This window comes from Candidatus Zixiibacteriota bacterium (assembly GCA_036397555.1).
Classification (GTDB): Bacteria; Zixibacteria; MSB-5A5; order WJJR01; family WJJR01; genus DATKYL01.
The window spans coordinates 1-15,242 of record DASWIS010000010.1 but is presented as its reverse complement, the minus strand read 5'-3'; the positions used below and the strand labels follow the sequence as shown (position 1 = coordinate 15,242).

Here is a 15,242-nt window from a genome sequence, read left to right as displayed (position 1 = left end):
CGGGGTGCGGCGACGCGGTCTGACCATCGCATCCATCCGATTGCTCGTGGCGGCCTGCGGTGCGTATGCGGGCGCGGCGCCGGCATGCGCCGAGACCGATTCGTCGAGGGTGATGCGCCTGTTCCTGTATGCCTCTGAAGGTGGTGTCCGTTACCGTGACTTCGTCGAGCCGGCGAAGGACTCGTTGGCACAGATGGGTGCAGACGCGGCACGCTGGCTGGTCCATCGGCTGGATGCCACCGACGCGCGGGAACGGCTGACGCTCGCCGATATTTTCGAAAAGATCGGGCCGGCGGCGACGCCGCATGTGGTCGACCATCTCGATGCGCCGGGTGACTACACGCCGCGCAATGCCGCCCGATGTCTGGGACGCATCGGTGATTCGTCCGCCGTTCCGGCACTTGTACGGCAACTCGACAATCCCTGGTTTAATGTCCGCTCCCAGGTCGCAACCGCGCTCGGAGAAATCAAAGACCCGCGCGCACTCGATGCTTTGTTGTCGCGACTGCCGGACGAAGGCGACAGCGATGTGCGGAAAAGTTGCGTCGTGGCGCTCGGACGGCTCGGCGATGCGCGCGCCGCCGAAACGCTCGTTGCGTACCTGAATGATCCGTTTTTCGGAGTCCGACAGTCCGCCCTGCAATCGTTGATCGATCTTGCCCCATGCCCGTTGGCGTTGCTGCGCGAGGCGGCGCAAGGATTCACTCCGCCGGGACAATACGGGGCGATCGTCGCCCTCGGCGGCTGCGATGACCAGCGCGCCCGATCAACACTCCTGCAATTGCTCCGGTTCGAAGATGCGATGATCCGCGGCTTTGCCGTCGAGGCGCTGGCCCTGCATCCCGAACCGAAGTCACGGCGCGCCATCGAAAAACTGGCCGCGTCGGAAACCGATCCGTTCGTCATCGCCCAAATCGCCCGTTACCGCAGCGGAGAGTAATGAATGGACTCGGCCGCGCAATTTCGGGAACGGTTGGAACGGATCGGACGTTCGCTGTCCGCCATACCGTCTCCGGAGCCCGGACGGATCGTCGCAGGTCCTCTCTTGAGGACGGCGGAATCGGTCGGCGCGCGCGAGGTCGTATCCTCAACCGGACGTTACTGGCTGCGCTCACTGGTCCACGATCCCTGTGCGCCGTGGGGAGAGTGCCTGGTTGGGGATTTGTTCGAGAGGGCGGCTTCTGACGGATTGCAGTTTCCGTTGGGTGCCGACAATCGTGCATTCGGTCGCGACAAGTTCGTGTATCTCGATTGCGAGACGACCGGCTTGTCCGGCGGCGCGGGGACTCTCGCCTTCCTGGTCGCTCTTGGCTTCGTGAGGGAGGATCGATTCGTCGTCGAGCAATACTTCCTCCCCGAGCCCGCGGACGAACCGGCGCTGATCGGCGCCCTGGCCGCACGCCTGTCTGTGGCCGAGGCGCTGGTCACCTACAACGGCGCCGCGTTCGATGGTCCGTTGCTGGAGGGACGATTTCGCTTCTGGCGGTTCGATCCCGCGTTCCGCAATCTGCCGCACCTGGATCTGCTGCATCCGACACGCGCGCTTTTCAAACGGCGCATCGGCGACTGTTCGCTCGGCAACGTCGAGGAACGCATTCTGCGCTTCGCGCGCGTCGAGGACATACCCGGCAGCGAGGTGCCGGAAGTGTATTTCGAATACTTGCGCGGCGGAGTCAGCCCGCGACTGTTTCACGTGTTCGAGCACAACCGTCTCGATGTCGTCTCTCTGTTCGTCTGCCATCTCTGGCTGTCGGATCGCACCCGGCCCGAGTCTCCGTCGCTGGGCGACCCGACCGACCTGCTGTCGCTGGCGCGGTATTGGCTGCGCAAGGGGCGATTCAGCCACGCCCTGAGTGCTCTCGACGAGGTGGATCGCCGAATCCTGGACAATGCGCAGCGCGTCGAGTCGCGGGAACTGCGCGCGCGCACGTTGAAACGGGCCCGCGCCTACGACGAAGCGCATGAACAGTGGCGACAGGTTGCCGGACTGGACCCGCAGCGCGTCGACGTTTGCGAGGAAATCGCCAAGCATCTCGAACATCGGCTGCGCGATTATTCCGGCGCGCTCCGTCTGGTCGACGCGGCACTGGAATCGATCCGATTCCGGGATACCATCGGCGCCCTCGGCGTCGATGCTGAGACTTGGAGAGCCCGCTTTCTGCACCGTCGCGCTCGTCTGCAGCGACGACTGACGCAGCTTGGACATTGACGCACAGTACCACGGCACAGCCACTCGGCACATCAGCATCCCCCAAGCAGCGTCCAAGCTTTTGTCGCGGACGGACCGGAGCCGCCCCGGACACTAAGAGGCGTCGGGACAATGTGTTATGCCTCTTGAGGATCGATCCGCTGCAGCCGATAAGAAAGTGGAGGACGTTGACTCCGCTGCCGGACTCAACGGGAACGCCAACTGCCATCGGGATCAGCGCATGATCAGTCCGGAAATCCGCGACCAAATCCTCTCCATCGACGAGCTCGGAACATTTCCGCAGACGCTCAGCGAGATTCTGCGCGTTTGCGATTCGCCGGACGCGACCACGTATGACCTAAGCCGGATCATCCTGAAAGATCCGCCCACCGCCGCGCGATTGATGCGGATTGCCAATTCCGAATTGTACGGGCGCCGCGGGCAGGTCACGACCGTGCACGAGTCGGTCGTGCTGTTGGGATTCCGCTCGGTCAAATCGCTGGTGCTCTCGACGGCGATCCACAGTGTGTTCGACGACGACGGGACGCCGCCGGCCTTCGATATGCGACGCTTCTGGCAGCACTGCGTCGAAACCGCGGGCATCGCGCAACTGTTGGCGTCACGCGTCGGACACCAGCCGCAGGAAGAAGCGTTCGTTGCCGGGCTGCTGCATGACCTGGGGCTGCTGATCATGGCCCGGGCCTTCGGGTCGCAGTATGGTGCGTTCGTCGCCGCGGCAACACCCGACGACGATTGGTGCGCCGCCGAGCGCCGGCTCTTCGGGATCGATCACCAGCAGGCCGCCGAGCTGCTGTTTGCAAAATGGGGCCTGCCCGATGCCTTCGTCGAGGCCGCCGCTCACCACCACGATTCGGTACTTGCCGAGGACGGTCCCCGCTATGGGAAACTGACCCTCATCGTCGCGTTGGCCGACACGATCGGTCATCAGGGGATCGAATCCCGTCCGTCCGTCTCGCGCGCGCAATTGGAGGAAAAGCACCACCTGATGGCCGTGCTCGGTGTGCGTTCCTCCGACCTCGAGAATGTCGACCGCTGGGTCGCCGAGAATCTTTCGGCGCTGGCGGCGCATCTGGACATTCCCGTCGAATCACCGATCATGATCCTGGCACGTGCCAATCGCGAACTGTATCGCATCTCCTCCCAGATGGAAGCGCTGTTCATGAATTCACCCAGCGCCAAGAAAGATGAGTTCGCCCGCCAAATCCTCGATGCCATCTGCGCGACATACTCGCATTACATCAACAATGCCACGACCACGATCATGGGGCATTCCGAACTCGTCGAGGTGGCGATCCGCAAGGGCCAATACCTCGATCCCGAAGGCAAGCTGATTGAGTCGATGAAAATGATCGAACGCGCGGTCTGCAGCATCAGTGCCGTCCTCCACGAGATGAAGCAGCTCCGCGAATACGACGTCGTCTCCTACCACGACCGCGCCAAAATCCTCGACATCGAAGACAAGGTCAAACGCCGCGTGGCGGCAATGCTCCGCCGATAAGCACGCACGCGTCGCAATCGTCGCGCCGATCCGTATTCCCTCCCGTTGCTGTCGGGCGTATAATACGCCCATGGCGCCGATGCAGCCGGTTCTCGCCGGACCGTACCCGACGATCCCTGAACTGATGCAGTCGTGGGCGAAGCAATACCGCGACCGGCCCGCCCTGTGGCGATGGGTCGATGCCCGATTCGAGCCGGTCACCTATTTGCAGCTTCAGGCAGCCGTCACAACGATCGCCGGGCGTCTGACCGATCGCGGCGTCGTGCGCGGCGCCCATGTCGCGATCCGCGGCGCCGACCGCTTCGTTTGGGGGCTGAATTACTTGGGGGCACTGTGGGCCGGCGCAGTCGTGCTGCCGATCGATCCGCTCCTGACTGTCAACGAGGTCAAGGGCATCCTCGCCGACGGCGAGGCGCAGTTCCTCATCGCCGACGACATCGAGCTGTTTCGGAGTCTGGCCGGGATGACCCGAATCGTTTCCCTTTCCTCCATCTGGCCGCGACTGGAGGATCTGTCGGTTTCCGGCACCATGCCGCCGCCAACGGTCAGCCCCGATGACCTGGCGGTCATCATCTACACGTCCGGCACCACCGGCACCAGCAAAGGGGTGATGCTGACGCACGCCAACATCTCCAGCGACATCGCCGCCATCAGCGCAATGCAACTGCTGTATTCCGACGATCTCCTGTTGTCGGTGCTCCCGATTCACCACGCCTACGAATGCACCGCCGGGTTTTTGTACCCGCTCTCGATCGGAGCGCAGGTCGCCTATGCGCGCAGTCTGAAATCCAACGAGATCATTGCCGATCTCAGGGCGATGCGGGCGACCGTAATCCTCGGCGTTCCGTTGCTGTTCGAGAAGATGATGCTCGCCATCGAACGCCGGATCCGAGAACGCGGCAGAGCCGGCCGCTCGATCGTCGGTGCGCTGAAGGGTGTCAGCCGTCTGGCGCGACGCTTCGGCCTGCGTGGTGCCGGACGGCCCTTGTTTCGCCCATTGCGCCGCAAGGGCGGACTGGATTCTCTGCGGTTGCTGGCGTCAGGCGGGGCAGCGTTGACTCCCGAGGTCGCCGAATTCTTCGATACTCTGGGGATCCGATTGCTGCAGGGCTATGGCCTCACCGAGGCCGCTCCGGTCCTGACCTTCAATCGGCCGAAGTCCTATCGCTACGAAACTGTCGGTTTGCCGCTGCCGGGCGTCGAGGTCCGCATCGATCATCCCGATCCCGACGGCAACGGCGAAATCGCCGTGCGCGGCCCGATGGTGATGCGCGGCTACTGGAAGCGCCCGGCCGAGACCGATGCCGTCCTGAGTGATGGCTGGCTTTTGACCGGCGATGACGGTGCGCTGGACTCCGACGGCCACGTGCGGATCGTCGGGCGCTCCAAAAACGTGATCGTGACCGGTGCGGGGAAAAACATTCATCCTGAGGAGGTCGAGTCCGTGCTCGATGCCCAGCCGGAGATCCTCGAGTCGCTCGTCTACGCGCACAAACGTCCCGGCCGCGCCGGAGAAGTCGTCGCGGCGATTATCGTGCCCGATCACGAGTGGCTGGCCGGTGAGGATGAATCGCGCCAGCTCACCGAATCCGAAATCGCCGATTGCATCGGGGCCGCCGTGAAACGATCCGCAGAGCACCTGGCGTCGTATAAACGTGTTGTCGAATGGACCGTCCGCATGGAGCCGTTCGAACGCACGAGCACGCGCAAGATCAGACGCCACCTGACACTGGGCGAATTGTCGCGAGCGGACCAATTGACATCATGACTCGCTCCGAATCGATCCGGTTTGAAACGACCGGGGACGGGCACATCGTCGATCTGACCGAACGCGTGGCCACGGCAATCGACGTCAGCGGGATCAAAGAGGGTCTGGTGTCCGTCTGTGCCGTCGGCTCGACTGCCGCTGTCACCACCATCGAATTTGAACCCGGTCTCCAGCGCGATCTGCCCGACCTCATGCAAAAGCTGATCCCGTCCGGAGCTTCCTACGAACACGACAAGACATGGGGCGACGGCAACGGCTATGCCCACTTGCGCTCGGCGTTGATCGGCACGTCCTTCACCACGGCGGTGTCCGAAGGCAGGCCGCTGTTGGGAACGTGGCAACAGATCGTGTTTCTGGAATTCGACAATCGCCCGCGACAACGCTCTGTGAGAGTGCAGATCATCGGGGAGTAGAGATGCGTCGGCGAGTATCAGAATTGGTATCATGTTTGATCGCCTGTGGCGACTCCACCCGATGGGAGAAGATGTCGCCCCCGCTCCCTGTGTGAGTGGGTTGGGGTGAGGCAAGCCCGAAGTTCGCGTGAAGTGAGCTATGAAAACGATCCCGGCACGACCGCGGCGAAGACGCGTCAGAGCCATACTTGCGGTGTTGGTTCTCGCTGTCGTCTGCTTGGCGCAGTCGTCCCCTGCTCAGGACTCACTTGGGAATTTCCGGACCGATCTCATCGCCCATTTCATCGATGCGCCTGGCAGCATCTGGGTCGGCGAAGGACGGTACTTCATGAACGACTTCAGCGACACCATTGCCATCCGCCCCGATTCATCCGGGAACGGGCTGGAGTTGCGCCGCACGCTGGTACGCACGAAAGATACGGTCGTCGTGTCACGCGGATGGGGGCAGGTTTTGCCGGCCGCAGCCGGTCAATCGTATCTCGTGCACTGGAGCGAGCCGAAGTTTGCCAACCTCATCGGCACGATGGATTGGGTCGATGGTCAGTGGGTCATCAGCATCGACGGGGAATGGAACGCGTGGTCGGTGCGGCTGCGGTACGACACCCGTTTCTCTTTCGTCGCCGCATTGGCACGAGCACTCGGCAATCTTCCGTCAGTCGAAGTGATGGAGATGACGTACCGTCTCGTGACACCGGGCCCGTAGAGACTCATGCTGGCCATCCTCCTGATTGCATCCAAGTGGTTCGGTCTCGCCGGGATGGCGTTCGTCGGCGTCTCACGCTGGCTGTTTCCGGGCGCGTTCACCCCGGACTTTCACTTCACGGCCGGGGTGATCGCCTCGCTGGAGTTCTCGTTGGCGCAGGTGATGACGATTTACTACTTCTACGGAATGCGGCGCGCATTGGTCAATGCCTGCGCACGCCATGGCCTGGACACTGAGATTGCCGCCGAAGCCGAATCGCTCAAACGCCGGGTCGCCGGTCGCGGATACATCCTGGCATTGCTGGCCACCGCGACTCCGATTGCCGGCGGCGGCACTGTATTCGGCCCGATTCCCGGCTGGGTGCACTACACGTTGGGGACAGTCACAATCGCCCTGGGCTGCTACACCGGTGTCACCGAGTTTCGCGCCTTCCACCGCAACGCGCGATTGTTCGACCGGACGGCATCGCTCATCACCGCTTGTGGTGAGCGCAGTCGAACCGCCGAGCCCGCCGCACCAGTCGGATGATTGGCCCGAAAACCGTTTGTTGGAAGGGCGGCATCTGGATATACTGCGCCCTTCAGTTCCGACTCAGTCTCGTATCAGGGTAGGATGAGTGACATGCCGCAAACGCTTGTTGAACAAATACTCTCGAAGAAAACGGGGACAACCGTACGCCCCGGCCAGATCGTGATGGTCGAAATCGATCAGGTCTTCGCGCATGATCTCTCCGGCCCGTTGGCGATCTCCCAGCTCGGCAAGCTCGGGTTTGCCGGTTTCAAGTCGCCGGAGAAGGTGCGCTTTTTCCTCGATCATGCCTCCCCCAGCTCGACCGTGGCATCGGCAAACGAACAGAAGACCGTGCGCGACTTCGCCGACGAATGGGGCGTCGAGCTGCTCGATGTCGGCGAGGGCATCAGCCACCAAATCGTCATGGAGCGCTTCGCCCGTCCCTGGGACATCATCATCGGCGGCGACTCCCACACCTGCACCGGCGGCGCGGTCGGTGCGCTGGCCATCGGCATGGGTTCCACCGATGTCGCGGTGGCGATGTACCTCGGCAAAACATGGCTGCGCGTCCCGGAGACCATGCGCTTTGTCCTGAAGGGGCATCTGCCCAAAGGCGTCTACTCCAAAGACGTCATGCTGCACATCATCGGCGCGATCGGCTCAGGCGGCGCGACATACCGTTCGATGGAATTCGTCGGTCCCGCCGTCGACGAATGGGAACTGCACGAACGCGCCGTGATGCCGAACATGGCGGTCGAAGCCGGTGGCAAGTGCGGATTGATGCCCTCCGACTCGATGACCAGGCGCTACTTCGAAGAGCAGGGACGTCCGCAGGACTACCAGTCGCTCACCCCGCAACTCGATGCGCCCTGCCGTTTCGAGATGACCGTCGATGTCGGCACACTCGAGCCGCAGATTGCCCTGCCGCACAATGTTGATCTGGTCGTCGGCGTCAATGACAAGAAGGCCAGGGGCGTCAAAGTGCACCAAATCTACCTGGGCACATGCACCAATGGCCGCGTCGAAGACTTCCGGATCGCCGCCGGCATCCTCAAGGGACATCGTATTGCCAAGGGTACGCGCCTGGTGGCGACACCGGCGTCGCGTCAGGTGTATCTCGAGGGTCTCAAAGAAGGGTTGTGGACTTCGATCATCGAGGCGGGCGGTCTGGTCAATTCCCCTGGCTGCGGCGCCTGCCCCGGAGTGCAGACCGGCATTCTCGGCAACGGCGAAAACTGTCTCTCGACGATGAACCGTAATTTTCGCGGACGCATGGGCAACCCCGAAGCGTTCATCTATTTGGCGTCACCCGCCTGCTGCGCCGCCTCAGCCCTCACCGGCGTGATCACCGATCCGCGCGAGGTGCTGGCATGAGCAACACCGGACGCGCCTGGATCTTCGGCGACAACATTTCGACTGATCTGATTTTCCCCGGACGCTATGTGCATCTGCTCTCCAACATGCCCGAGCTGGTCAAGCACACGCTCGAAGATGCGCGCGCCGACTACGCCGCGAGCGTCAAGCCCGGGGACTTCGTGGTCGCCGGCGACAACTTCGGCATGGGCTCCTCGCGCGAGCAGGCGCCCGTGATCATCAAGCTCTCCGGCGCGCGCGCCGTGCTGGCGAAGTCCTTCGCCCGAATCTTTTTCCGCAATGCGATTAATGTCGGCCTGCCGGTGATCGAAGTCGACACATCCGGAATCAACGAAGGCGACGACCTCCAGATCGATTTCGGCGCCGGACGGTTGGTTGACCGCACCAGCGGCTTCGAACGAACCTTCGAACCGCTGCCGCCGATCATGACCGAAATCCTCGCCGACGGCGGCTTGGTCGCGCACATCCAAAAGCACGGCGACTTCCATCTGGTCTAAGCCGGCACCCACTGCTCGTACCGATTCGGTATCGTCTGATGCCACAATTCAATCGGCTTCTTGACGACGATCTGGCCGTGTTCCGGGAGGTATGCGGCGCTGCATTCGTCATCACCGACGAAACCGACCGCCGCATCTATGGCGCCGATGAAACCGAAGACCTGTGTTTTCCTCCGGACGTCGTCTTGCGCCCCGAATCGGCCGATCAGATTCAGTCGATCATGCGCCACTGCAACGAGCGGCGGATTCCGGTCACGCCGCGCGGCGCCGGCACCGGCCTGTCCGGCGGCGCCTTGCCGGTGCACGGCGGTGTGTCGCTGTCGCTGGATCGGATGAAGAAGCTGATCGAAATCGACACCAACAACCTCGCGGCCGTCGTCGAACCCGGAGTCATCACACAAGTCTTGCAGGAGGCGGTCGAAGCGAAGGGGCTGTTCTATCCGCCCGATCCGGCCAGCCGGGGTTCATGCTTTATCGGCGGCAATGTCGCTGAGTGCGCCGGCGGCCCGCGCGCGCTCAAATACGGCGTCACCAAGGACTATGTCATCGGCGTCAAAGCCGTGCTTCCCGATGGCGAGCTGATTCGCTGGGGCGGCAAGTTGCTCAAGAACGTGACCGGCTATAATCTCGCCCAGCTCCTGGTCGGCTCCGAGGGAACGCTGGCAATTGTCACCGAGATCACGCTCAAGCTGATCCCCCTGCCGAAGCATCGTGTCATGCTGGTCGCGCCTTTCGACGACGGCGAGGCCGCCGCCACGGCATTGACACAAATCTTCATGGACCGGCTGATGCCCTCGGCCGCCGAATATCTCGAAGGCGCGGCCGTCCGCTGCGCCGAAGCGAAGTTCGGCAAGTCATTCCCCCAGTCCGATGCCGAAGCGCACCTGCTGATCGAACTCGACGGCAATGACATGGCGCTGCTTCAGCAAGAGGCGGAAGCGGTCGGCGAGATTTGCCTGAACGCCGGGGCCCGCGATGTCTTATTGGCTGAGGATCGCGCCCGCATGGATGAACTCTGGATGATGCGGCGCGGCATCGGCGAAGCGGTCAAGTCCGTCTCAATCTACAAAGAAGAAGACACGGTTGTTCCGCGCGCGCGGCTGCCCGAACTGGTGCGTGTCGTCCGCGACGTCTGCGGCCGTCACAAACTCTTTGCGATCACCTACGGCCACGCCGGTGACGGCAACCTGCACGTCAACATCCTCAAACGCGACCTCAGCGACCAGGAGTGGGACGAACGACTGCCGGGCGCCATTACCGAACTCTTCGAACGCGTGGTCGCGATGGGCGGCGCCATCTCCGGGGAGCACGGCATCGGCTGGGTCCAAAAACGCTACATGCCGATCGCAATGTCTCCCGTCGAGCTGGCGCTGATGCGACGCCTCAAGCACGCCTTCGACCCCAATGGCATCCTCAATCCCGGGAAGATGGTTCCCGACGGGGATGATTCGTAGTACATTCGGAACCGGAGCGCTAAAGACGCGCTCCACTCTTGCGATGCCTCAATTCGACCGCCACTTCTCCCTGCAGGAAGCCAACGACCTGCTCCCGCAGGTGCTGTCGGTGTTCGAACGCGTTAACGCCATTCGCGATGATCTCGGCGAGGATGCCGATGAACTCGATGCCCTTCACGAATCCTCGGGCGGCAACGGCGGCAGTCGCAAGGGCAGCGAACTGCTGGGACGATCCGAATCCATCGCCGCACTGCTCGGAACCCTCGAGAAAAACGGGATCGTCATCAAGGACCTCAATGGCTTAGTCGACTTCCCCCACATGCGGGACGGACGCGAAGTCTTTCTCTGCTGGAAGCTGGGGGAGAAGTCGATCACGCACTGGCACGAGATCGACGCCGGCTACAAAGGCCGCCAACCGCTGTAGCACGTCCCACGCAAGCCCGCCAAACAAATTACCAGTGCGGGTCAGCCCTTGGGCTGACCCGCACTCCAATCCAGAAGCACAGCCCAGTCAGTCATTCTGAAGACTGATCCCGCACGAAGTGCGGGAGAAGGACGAAGAATCTGCTTTTCAATCAAATCAGTAGGGGCACGGCGTGCCGCTTGTCCTGCTTGTCCCGAGCGGACGCGAGGGGAGCGAAGCGATGGGTGTCCCCGACGCTAAGCTGTGCGGGTCAGCCCTTGGGCTGACCCCTGTTTCGCTCGTGCGAGGAGCAGCAATCTCCCACTGTCTACTTGATCACCGTCATCCGCTTGGTCACCGACCCGCGCGATGTCACCATGCGATAGAAGTAATGCCCCGATGCCACCTGCTGCCCGTGATCGTTGCGCCCATCCCAACGGGCCACGTAGTCGTTCGCCGACAGCCCCGAGCGTGAGTAGAGAGTCCGTATTCGCTGCCCGAGCATGTCATAGATGACGATCGAGACATTGTCGGTCTGCTCCAGTGAAAAGCGAATCTCCGTATCGGGATCGTGATACGTCACGAACGGATTCGGGCGATTCTGCATGAGCGCAAATCCGGACGGCGGCGGCGGTGGAGCCGCCGAATCGACCTCCAGCGTGACCGGAACCGGCACGGGCGAATTCACCGCTAACGGCGATGAAATCCAGATCGTGTCGGCGTACGCTCCGATCGGCAGCGCAAACACGCTGGCGGCGACCGATGGCAAAGCGGGTGTCTTGCCCAGTGACGGCAGCACATCCAGCCAATTGCCAGACCACTGCGCCGTCCAGTTGAAATCGACCCCGCTGGGCGATGTGATGTTGAGTATCTGCGCATCGGGATCAAATCCGCCGAATTCCCCTCGAAAGCTCAGTTCAGACGGCGAAACCGCGATCACGACCGGCCCGGGATTGCCGATTGTGATGACACCGGGTATGATCACCGGATACAGCAGGAGCCCGTCGGGCGTCGAGAGATTGCTCTGCAAGTAAAAACCAGGCACCAGTTCGACAATCGCACTGTCGACAAACACATTTTGATTGAAACTCCCGCTTTGGCTGGAGAAGTACAGCCGCCCCATCGAATGGTCCCCGGGCGGGATTTCCGGTAATGGAAACGTGAACGGCGGAAGCAACGCCAGTATCGTTACGCGTCCGGCATAGTCGATGGGCGCGACGTCCGTATAGAAACGCGCATCGAATGAATTGGAATCGACGACGACCGAATCGCAGCGGATCACATCGCTGCTCCAGCGAAACACCATCTGCCAGCCGCCGACGTAAACGTCATTCTCCATCGTCACATCGAGCGCGAACTCTTCCCCGGGCTGGATCGCCGCATCCGAAATGCGAACCGTCACCTGCGCCGCCGCCGATGCCGCCAGCGCCAGCGTCAGACCGATCCCGAGGAGTGTGCCGCGCGTAAACTGTCGCATGGTAGCAATGCCCGAAGTAACCCCCCGGTATTATACGCACCGAATCGCCAAGTCCGGTCCCTTGATCCCTTTAGCAGCGTCCGGCCAATGCCGCAGCGGGGCCGCGTGTTGACTTTTGTGATTGGGGCACAATAAATTACGGATTATGTCGCAAACACAAACTCTGACGATGTCCCAGGAGGCCGCAATGAGCAAGGAGTTGATCCGCTACGATGTCAAAGAGGGGATCGCCACCATCACCATGGTCGATCCGCCTGCCAACACCTACACCTACGAGATGATGCGGCAGTTGGACGAGGCCATCCTGCAGGCGCGCTTCGACAAAAACGTTCACGTGATCGTCCTGACCGGCGACGGCGAAAAGTTTTTCTCCGCGGGCGCGAACATCAAGATGCTCAGCGAGGCCGATCCCGAATTCAAATATTACTTCTGCCTGCACGCCAACGAGACCCTCAACCGCTTTGAGCAGACCCCCAAGCTCGTGATCGGCGCGCTCAATGGCCACACCGTCGGCGGCGGGCTGGAGATCGCGCTGGCGACCGACATCCGCATCGCCCGCCATGACGCCGGCAAGATCGGCCTGCCCGAAGTCACGCTCGGTGTACTGCCCGGCACCGGCGGCACCCAGCGTCTCGGACGCGTCGTCGGCAAGTCGCGCGCCATCGAATTGATGTGCACCGGACGCACCTTCACATTCGAGGAAGCGCAGGAGATGGGGATTATCACCGACATCTTCTCGCGCGAAGGATTCATGGACGAGGTCTACGCCTACGCGCGCCAGTTCGTGCCGCCCGCCAAGGCATCGCGCGCGGTCGGACGCATCAAGCGCTCGGTCTGCTCCGGCTGCGAGGTGCCCTTCTCCGAGGGACTGGCCATCGAACGCGAACTGCAGCAGCAGTTGTTCATGTCGAAGGACGCGCGCGAAGGGCTGACCGCCTATGTCGAGAAGCGCGTCGCGCAGTTCTCGGGCGCGCAATAGTGGTGCGTGGTAGTGTGCTATTGGTGCCACGGCCCTTTAGGGCCGTGATTGCCTGCGGTGAGGCGCCCGAAGGCGCGGGTCTGAAGATCCGCGGCGCTGGGCCATCAATTTGATGAAAAGAAAACCACCAATGTCATTCCGAATCCCCCGCGGCCCGCGCCTCCGGCGCGGGACGGAGGGGGTGAGGAATCTGCTTTTGGCTCACTTACCGTACACAGAGTGAAACTCAGGGAGCCGCAAACGTGACCACCGCCGCCATCGAAACGAAACCCCGCTTCACCGACTTGTTCATCAACAACGAATGGACCGGCGCGGAGTCGGGCAAACGCATCAAACTGATCTGCCCGATCAATGCCGAACCACTGGCCGATGTCGCCGAAGCCGACGCTGCCGATATCGATGTCTCCGTACAAGCAGCGCGGCGCGCCTTCGACTCCGGCGACTGGCCCGCGATGTCGGCCGCCAAACGCGGACGGCTGCTCTGGACAATCGCCGACAAATTGCAGGAGCGCGCCGAGACAATCACGCGACTGGAGACCCTCAACAACGGCAAGCCGATCTTCGAAGCGCAGATCGACCTGAAGCAGGCAGTCGATGTGTTCCGTTACTATGCGGGCTGGTGCGACAAGATCCACGGCGAGACCATCCCGGTGGCGGGCGGCGACTTCGTCTACACACGCCGCGAGCCGATCGGCGTGGTCGGGGCGATCATCCCCTGGAATTTTCCGCTGCTCATGGTCTCGTGGAAAGTCGCCCCGGCGCTCGCCTGCGGCAACACCGTCGTCCTCAAGCCCGCCGAGCAAACCCCATTGACCGCGCTCGAATTCGCCGACATCGCACGCGAAGTCGGACTTCCGCCCGGCGTGCTCAATATCGTCCCCGGCTACGGTCCGACCGCCGGACGCGCGTTGGTCGAGCATCCGCAGGTCGACAAAATCAGTTTCACCGGCTCCACTGAAGTCGGACGTGAGATCGCCCGACGCGCCGCCGACACGCTCAAGCGCGTCACGCTCGAATTGGGCGGCAAATCGGCCAATGTCGTCTTCGCCGATGCCGATCTCGACGCCGCCATGCGCGGCACGCTCAACGGCATCTTCTACGGCAAAGGCGAAGTCTGCGCCGCCGGGTCGCGTCTGGTCGTCCATCGCAAGGTCCACGATGAACTCATGGAGAAAGTCCTCGCCAAGGCATCACGATTCACCCCCGGCGACCCGTTCGATCCCAAGTGCCGCATGGGCGCACTCGTCTCCGAAACGCAGATGAAAAAAGTCCTCGGCTATATCAACGCGGGCAAAGAGGACAACGCCTCACTCGTCATGGGCGGCAAACGTGTCGCGGGCAATCCCGGCTATTTCGTTGAGCCGACCATCTTCGACAAAGTCACCAACGACATGCGCATCGCCCGCGAGGAAATCTTCGGCCCGGTCCTCGCGGTCATCACCTTCGACGACGACGAAGCCGCCGCATCAATCGCCAACGATTCCCCCTATGGCCTGGCCGCCGCGGTCTGGACCCGCGACATCGGCAAAGCGCACCGTTTCGCCGCCGCCGCGAAAGCCGGCACAGTCTGGGTCAACACGATCAACCTCTACGATGCCGCCGCGCCCTTCGGCGGCTACAAGCACAGCGGCTACGGCCGCGACCTCGGCGCCGCCGCCCTCCACGACTACACGCAAACCAAGACGGTGTGGGTAGGGATGGGGTAGGGATGGTCGGTTAGTGCGCAAAGTGATTTGACATAGTCCCAGTCGCAGCATACTTACGAATGCCGTAGAATTGTGGCCCAAAAGGTGGCGCGCAGGGGTGGCCCGGACCTTGGGGCGTGTTGAAAAACCCGTTTGTCGTCAGTTGATCGGTGAAGGTTATCAAGCGATGGCGATCCTGTAGTTGAGATCGACGGGGTTGGTGTCAGACCGATCCCACCATCGGAGTGCGGCGCGTGCGAGGATCATTTCGC

Annotated in this window: 14 protein-coding genes; 13 read left to right on the top strand and 1 reads right to left on the bottom strand. The window is 62.3% G+C overall.

The annotated features are described in order from the left end of the window. Window positions 1-4: 4 nt before the first annotated feature. From VGB22_05580 to VGB22_05530, 11 genes are all read left to right on the top strand, one after another. Window positions 5-940, top strand: coding sequence for a HEAT repeat domain-containing protein (locus VGB22_05580; protein HEX9750740.1), 936 nt, complete (start codon window positions 5-7; stop codon window positions 938-940). 3 nt (window positions 941-943) lie between these two features. Then, on the top strand, window positions 944-2,209 hold the full coding sequence (locus VGB22_05575; protein HEX9750739.1) for a ribonuclease H-like domain-containing protein: 1,266 nt from the start codon (window positions 944-946) through the stop codon (window positions 2,207-2,209). 220 nt (window positions 2,210-2,429) lie between these two features. Beyond that, on the top strand, window positions 2,430-3,707 hold the full coding sequence (locus VGB22_05570) for an HDOD domain-containing protein (protein ID HEX9750738.1): 1,278 nt from the start codon (window positions 2,430-2,432) through the stop codon (window positions 3,705-3,707). A gap of 70 nt (window positions 3,708-3,777) precedes the next feature. Continuing rightward, on the top strand, window positions 3,778-5,475 hold the full coding sequence (locus VGB22_05565) for an AMP-binding protein (GenBank protein ID HEX9750737.1): 1,698 nt from the start codon (window positions 3,778-3,780) through the stop codon (window positions 5,473-5,475). Then, entirely contained in the window at window positions 5,472-5,888 is a 417-nt protein-coding gene (locus VGB22_05560; GenBank protein HEX9750736.1) for a secondary thiamine-phosphate synthase enzyme YjbQ, read from the top strand. The genes VGB22_05565 and VGB22_05560 overlap by 4 nt, the downstream gene beginning before the upstream one ends. Before the next feature lie 193 nt (window positions 5,889-6,081). Further along, a complete protein-coding gene (locus VGB22_05555) occupies window positions 6,082-6,591 on the top strand; it encodes a hypothetical protein (GenBank protein HEX9750735.1) in 510 nt (169 codons plus the stop codon). A 6-nt stretch (window positions 6,592-6,597) separates the two neighbouring features. After that, window positions 6,598-7,119 (top strand): hypothetical protein, encoded by a 522-nt coding sequence (locus VGB22_05550; GenBank protein HEX9750734.1) that lies wholly within the window; start codon window positions 6,598-6,600, stop codon window positions 7,117-7,119. Window positions 7,120-7,212: 93 nt separating this feature from the next. Further along, window positions 7,213-8,475 carry a 3-isopropylmalate dehydratase large subunit gene (locus tag VGB22_05545; GenBank protein HEX9750733.1) on the top strand — a complete coding sequence of 421 codons (1,263 nt, stop codon included), beginning with the start codon at window positions 7,213-7,215 and terminating at the stop codon, window positions 8,473-8,475. After that, window positions 8,472-8,972, top strand: coding sequence for a 3-isopropylmalate dehydratase small subunit (locus VGB22_05540; protein ID HEX9750732.1), 501 nt, complete (start codon window positions 8,472-8,474; stop codon window positions 8,970-8,972). Before VGB22_05545 ends, VGB22_05540 begins: the two co-directional genes overlap by 4 nt. A 38-nt stretch (window positions 8,973-9,010) precedes the next feature. Beyond that, on the top strand, window positions 9,011-10,426 hold the full coding sequence (locus tag VGB22_05535; protein ID HEX9750731.1) for an FAD-linked oxidase C-terminal domain-containing protein: 1,416 nt from the start codon (window positions 9,011-9,013) through the stop codon (window positions 10,424-10,426). Beyond that, window positions 10,416-10,850 (top strand): DUF2203 domain-containing protein, encoded by a 435-nt coding sequence (locus tag VGB22_05530; GenBank protein HEX9750730.1) that lies wholly within the window; start codon window positions 10,416-10,418, stop codon window positions 10,848-10,850. The genes VGB22_05535 and VGB22_05530 overlap by 11 nt, the downstream gene beginning before the upstream one ends. 307 nt (window positions 10,851-11,157) lie before the next feature. On the opposite strand, the gene VGB22_05525 is transcribed toward VGB22_05530, so the two are convergent. Next, window positions 11,158-12,306, bottom strand: a complete 1,149-nt coding sequence (locus VGB22_05525; GenBank protein HEX9750729.1) for a FlgD immunoglobulin-like domain containing protein — start codon at window positions 12,304-12,306, stop codon at window positions 11,158-11,160. A gap of 187 nt (window positions 12,307-12,493) precedes the next feature. Here VGB22_05525 and VGB22_05520 point away from each other — a divergent pair, with 187 nt between their 5' ends. Both VGB22_05520 and VGB22_05515 read left to right on the top strand, forming a co-directional pair. Next, entirely contained in the window at window positions 12,494-13,285 is a 792-nt protein-coding gene (locus VGB22_05520; GenBank protein HEX9750728.1) for an enoyl-CoA hydratase/isomerase family protein, read from the top strand. Between the two features lie 242 nt (window positions 13,286-13,527). Next, entirely contained in the window at window positions 13,528-14,991 is a 1,464-nt protein-coding gene (locus VGB22_05515) for an aldehyde dehydrogenase family protein (GenBank protein HEX9750727.1), read from the top strand. The last annotated feature ends 251 nt before the right edge of the window (window positions 14,992-15,242 follow it).

Excerpts from the sequence above, each read along its gene's own strand:
- VGB22_05575 (HEX9750739.1), top strand. The coding sequence starts at position 944 with ATGGACTCGGCCGCGCAATTTCGGGAACGGTTGGAACGGATCGGACGT.
- VGB22_05570 (HEX9750738.1), top strand. The coding sequence starts at position 2,430 with ATGATCAGTCCGGAAATCCGCGACCAAATCCTCTCCATCGACGAGCTC.
- VGB22_05565 (HEX9750737.1), top strand. The coding sequence starts at position 3,778 with ATGGCGCCGATGCAGCCGGTTCTCGCCGGACCGTACCCGACGATCCCT.
- VGB22_05560 (HEX9750736.1), top strand. The coding sequence starts at position 5,472 with ATGACTCGCTCCGAATCGATCCGGTTTGAAACGACCGGGGACGGGCAC.
- VGB22_05550 (HEX9750734.1), top strand. The coding sequence starts at position 6,598 with ATGCTGGCCATCCTCCTGATTGCATCCAAGTGGTTCGGTCTCGCCGGG.
- VGB22_05545 (HEX9750733.1), top strand. The coding sequence starts at position 7,213 with ATGCCGCAAACGCTTGTTGAACAAATACTCTCGAAGAAAACGGGGACA.
- VGB22_05540 (HEX9750732.1), top strand. The coding sequence starts at position 8,472 with ATGAGCAACACCGGACGCGCCTGGATCTTCGGCGACAACATTTCGACT.
- VGB22_05535 (HEX9750731.1), top strand. The coding sequence starts at position 9,011 with ATGCCACAATTCAATCGGCTTCTTGACGACGATCTGGCCGTGTTCCGG.
- VGB22_05530 (HEX9750730.1), top strand. The coding sequence starts at position 10,416 with ATGATTCGTAGTACATTCGGAACCGGAGCGCTAAAGACGCGCTCCACT.
- VGB22_05525 (HEX9750729.1), bottom strand. The coding sequence starts at position 12,306 with ATGCGACAGTTTACGCGCGGCACACTCCTCGGGATCGGTCTGACGCTG.
- VGB22_05520 (HEX9750728.1), top strand. The coding sequence starts at position 12,494 with ATGAGCAAGGAGTTGATCCGCTACGATGTCAAAGAGGGGATCGCCACC.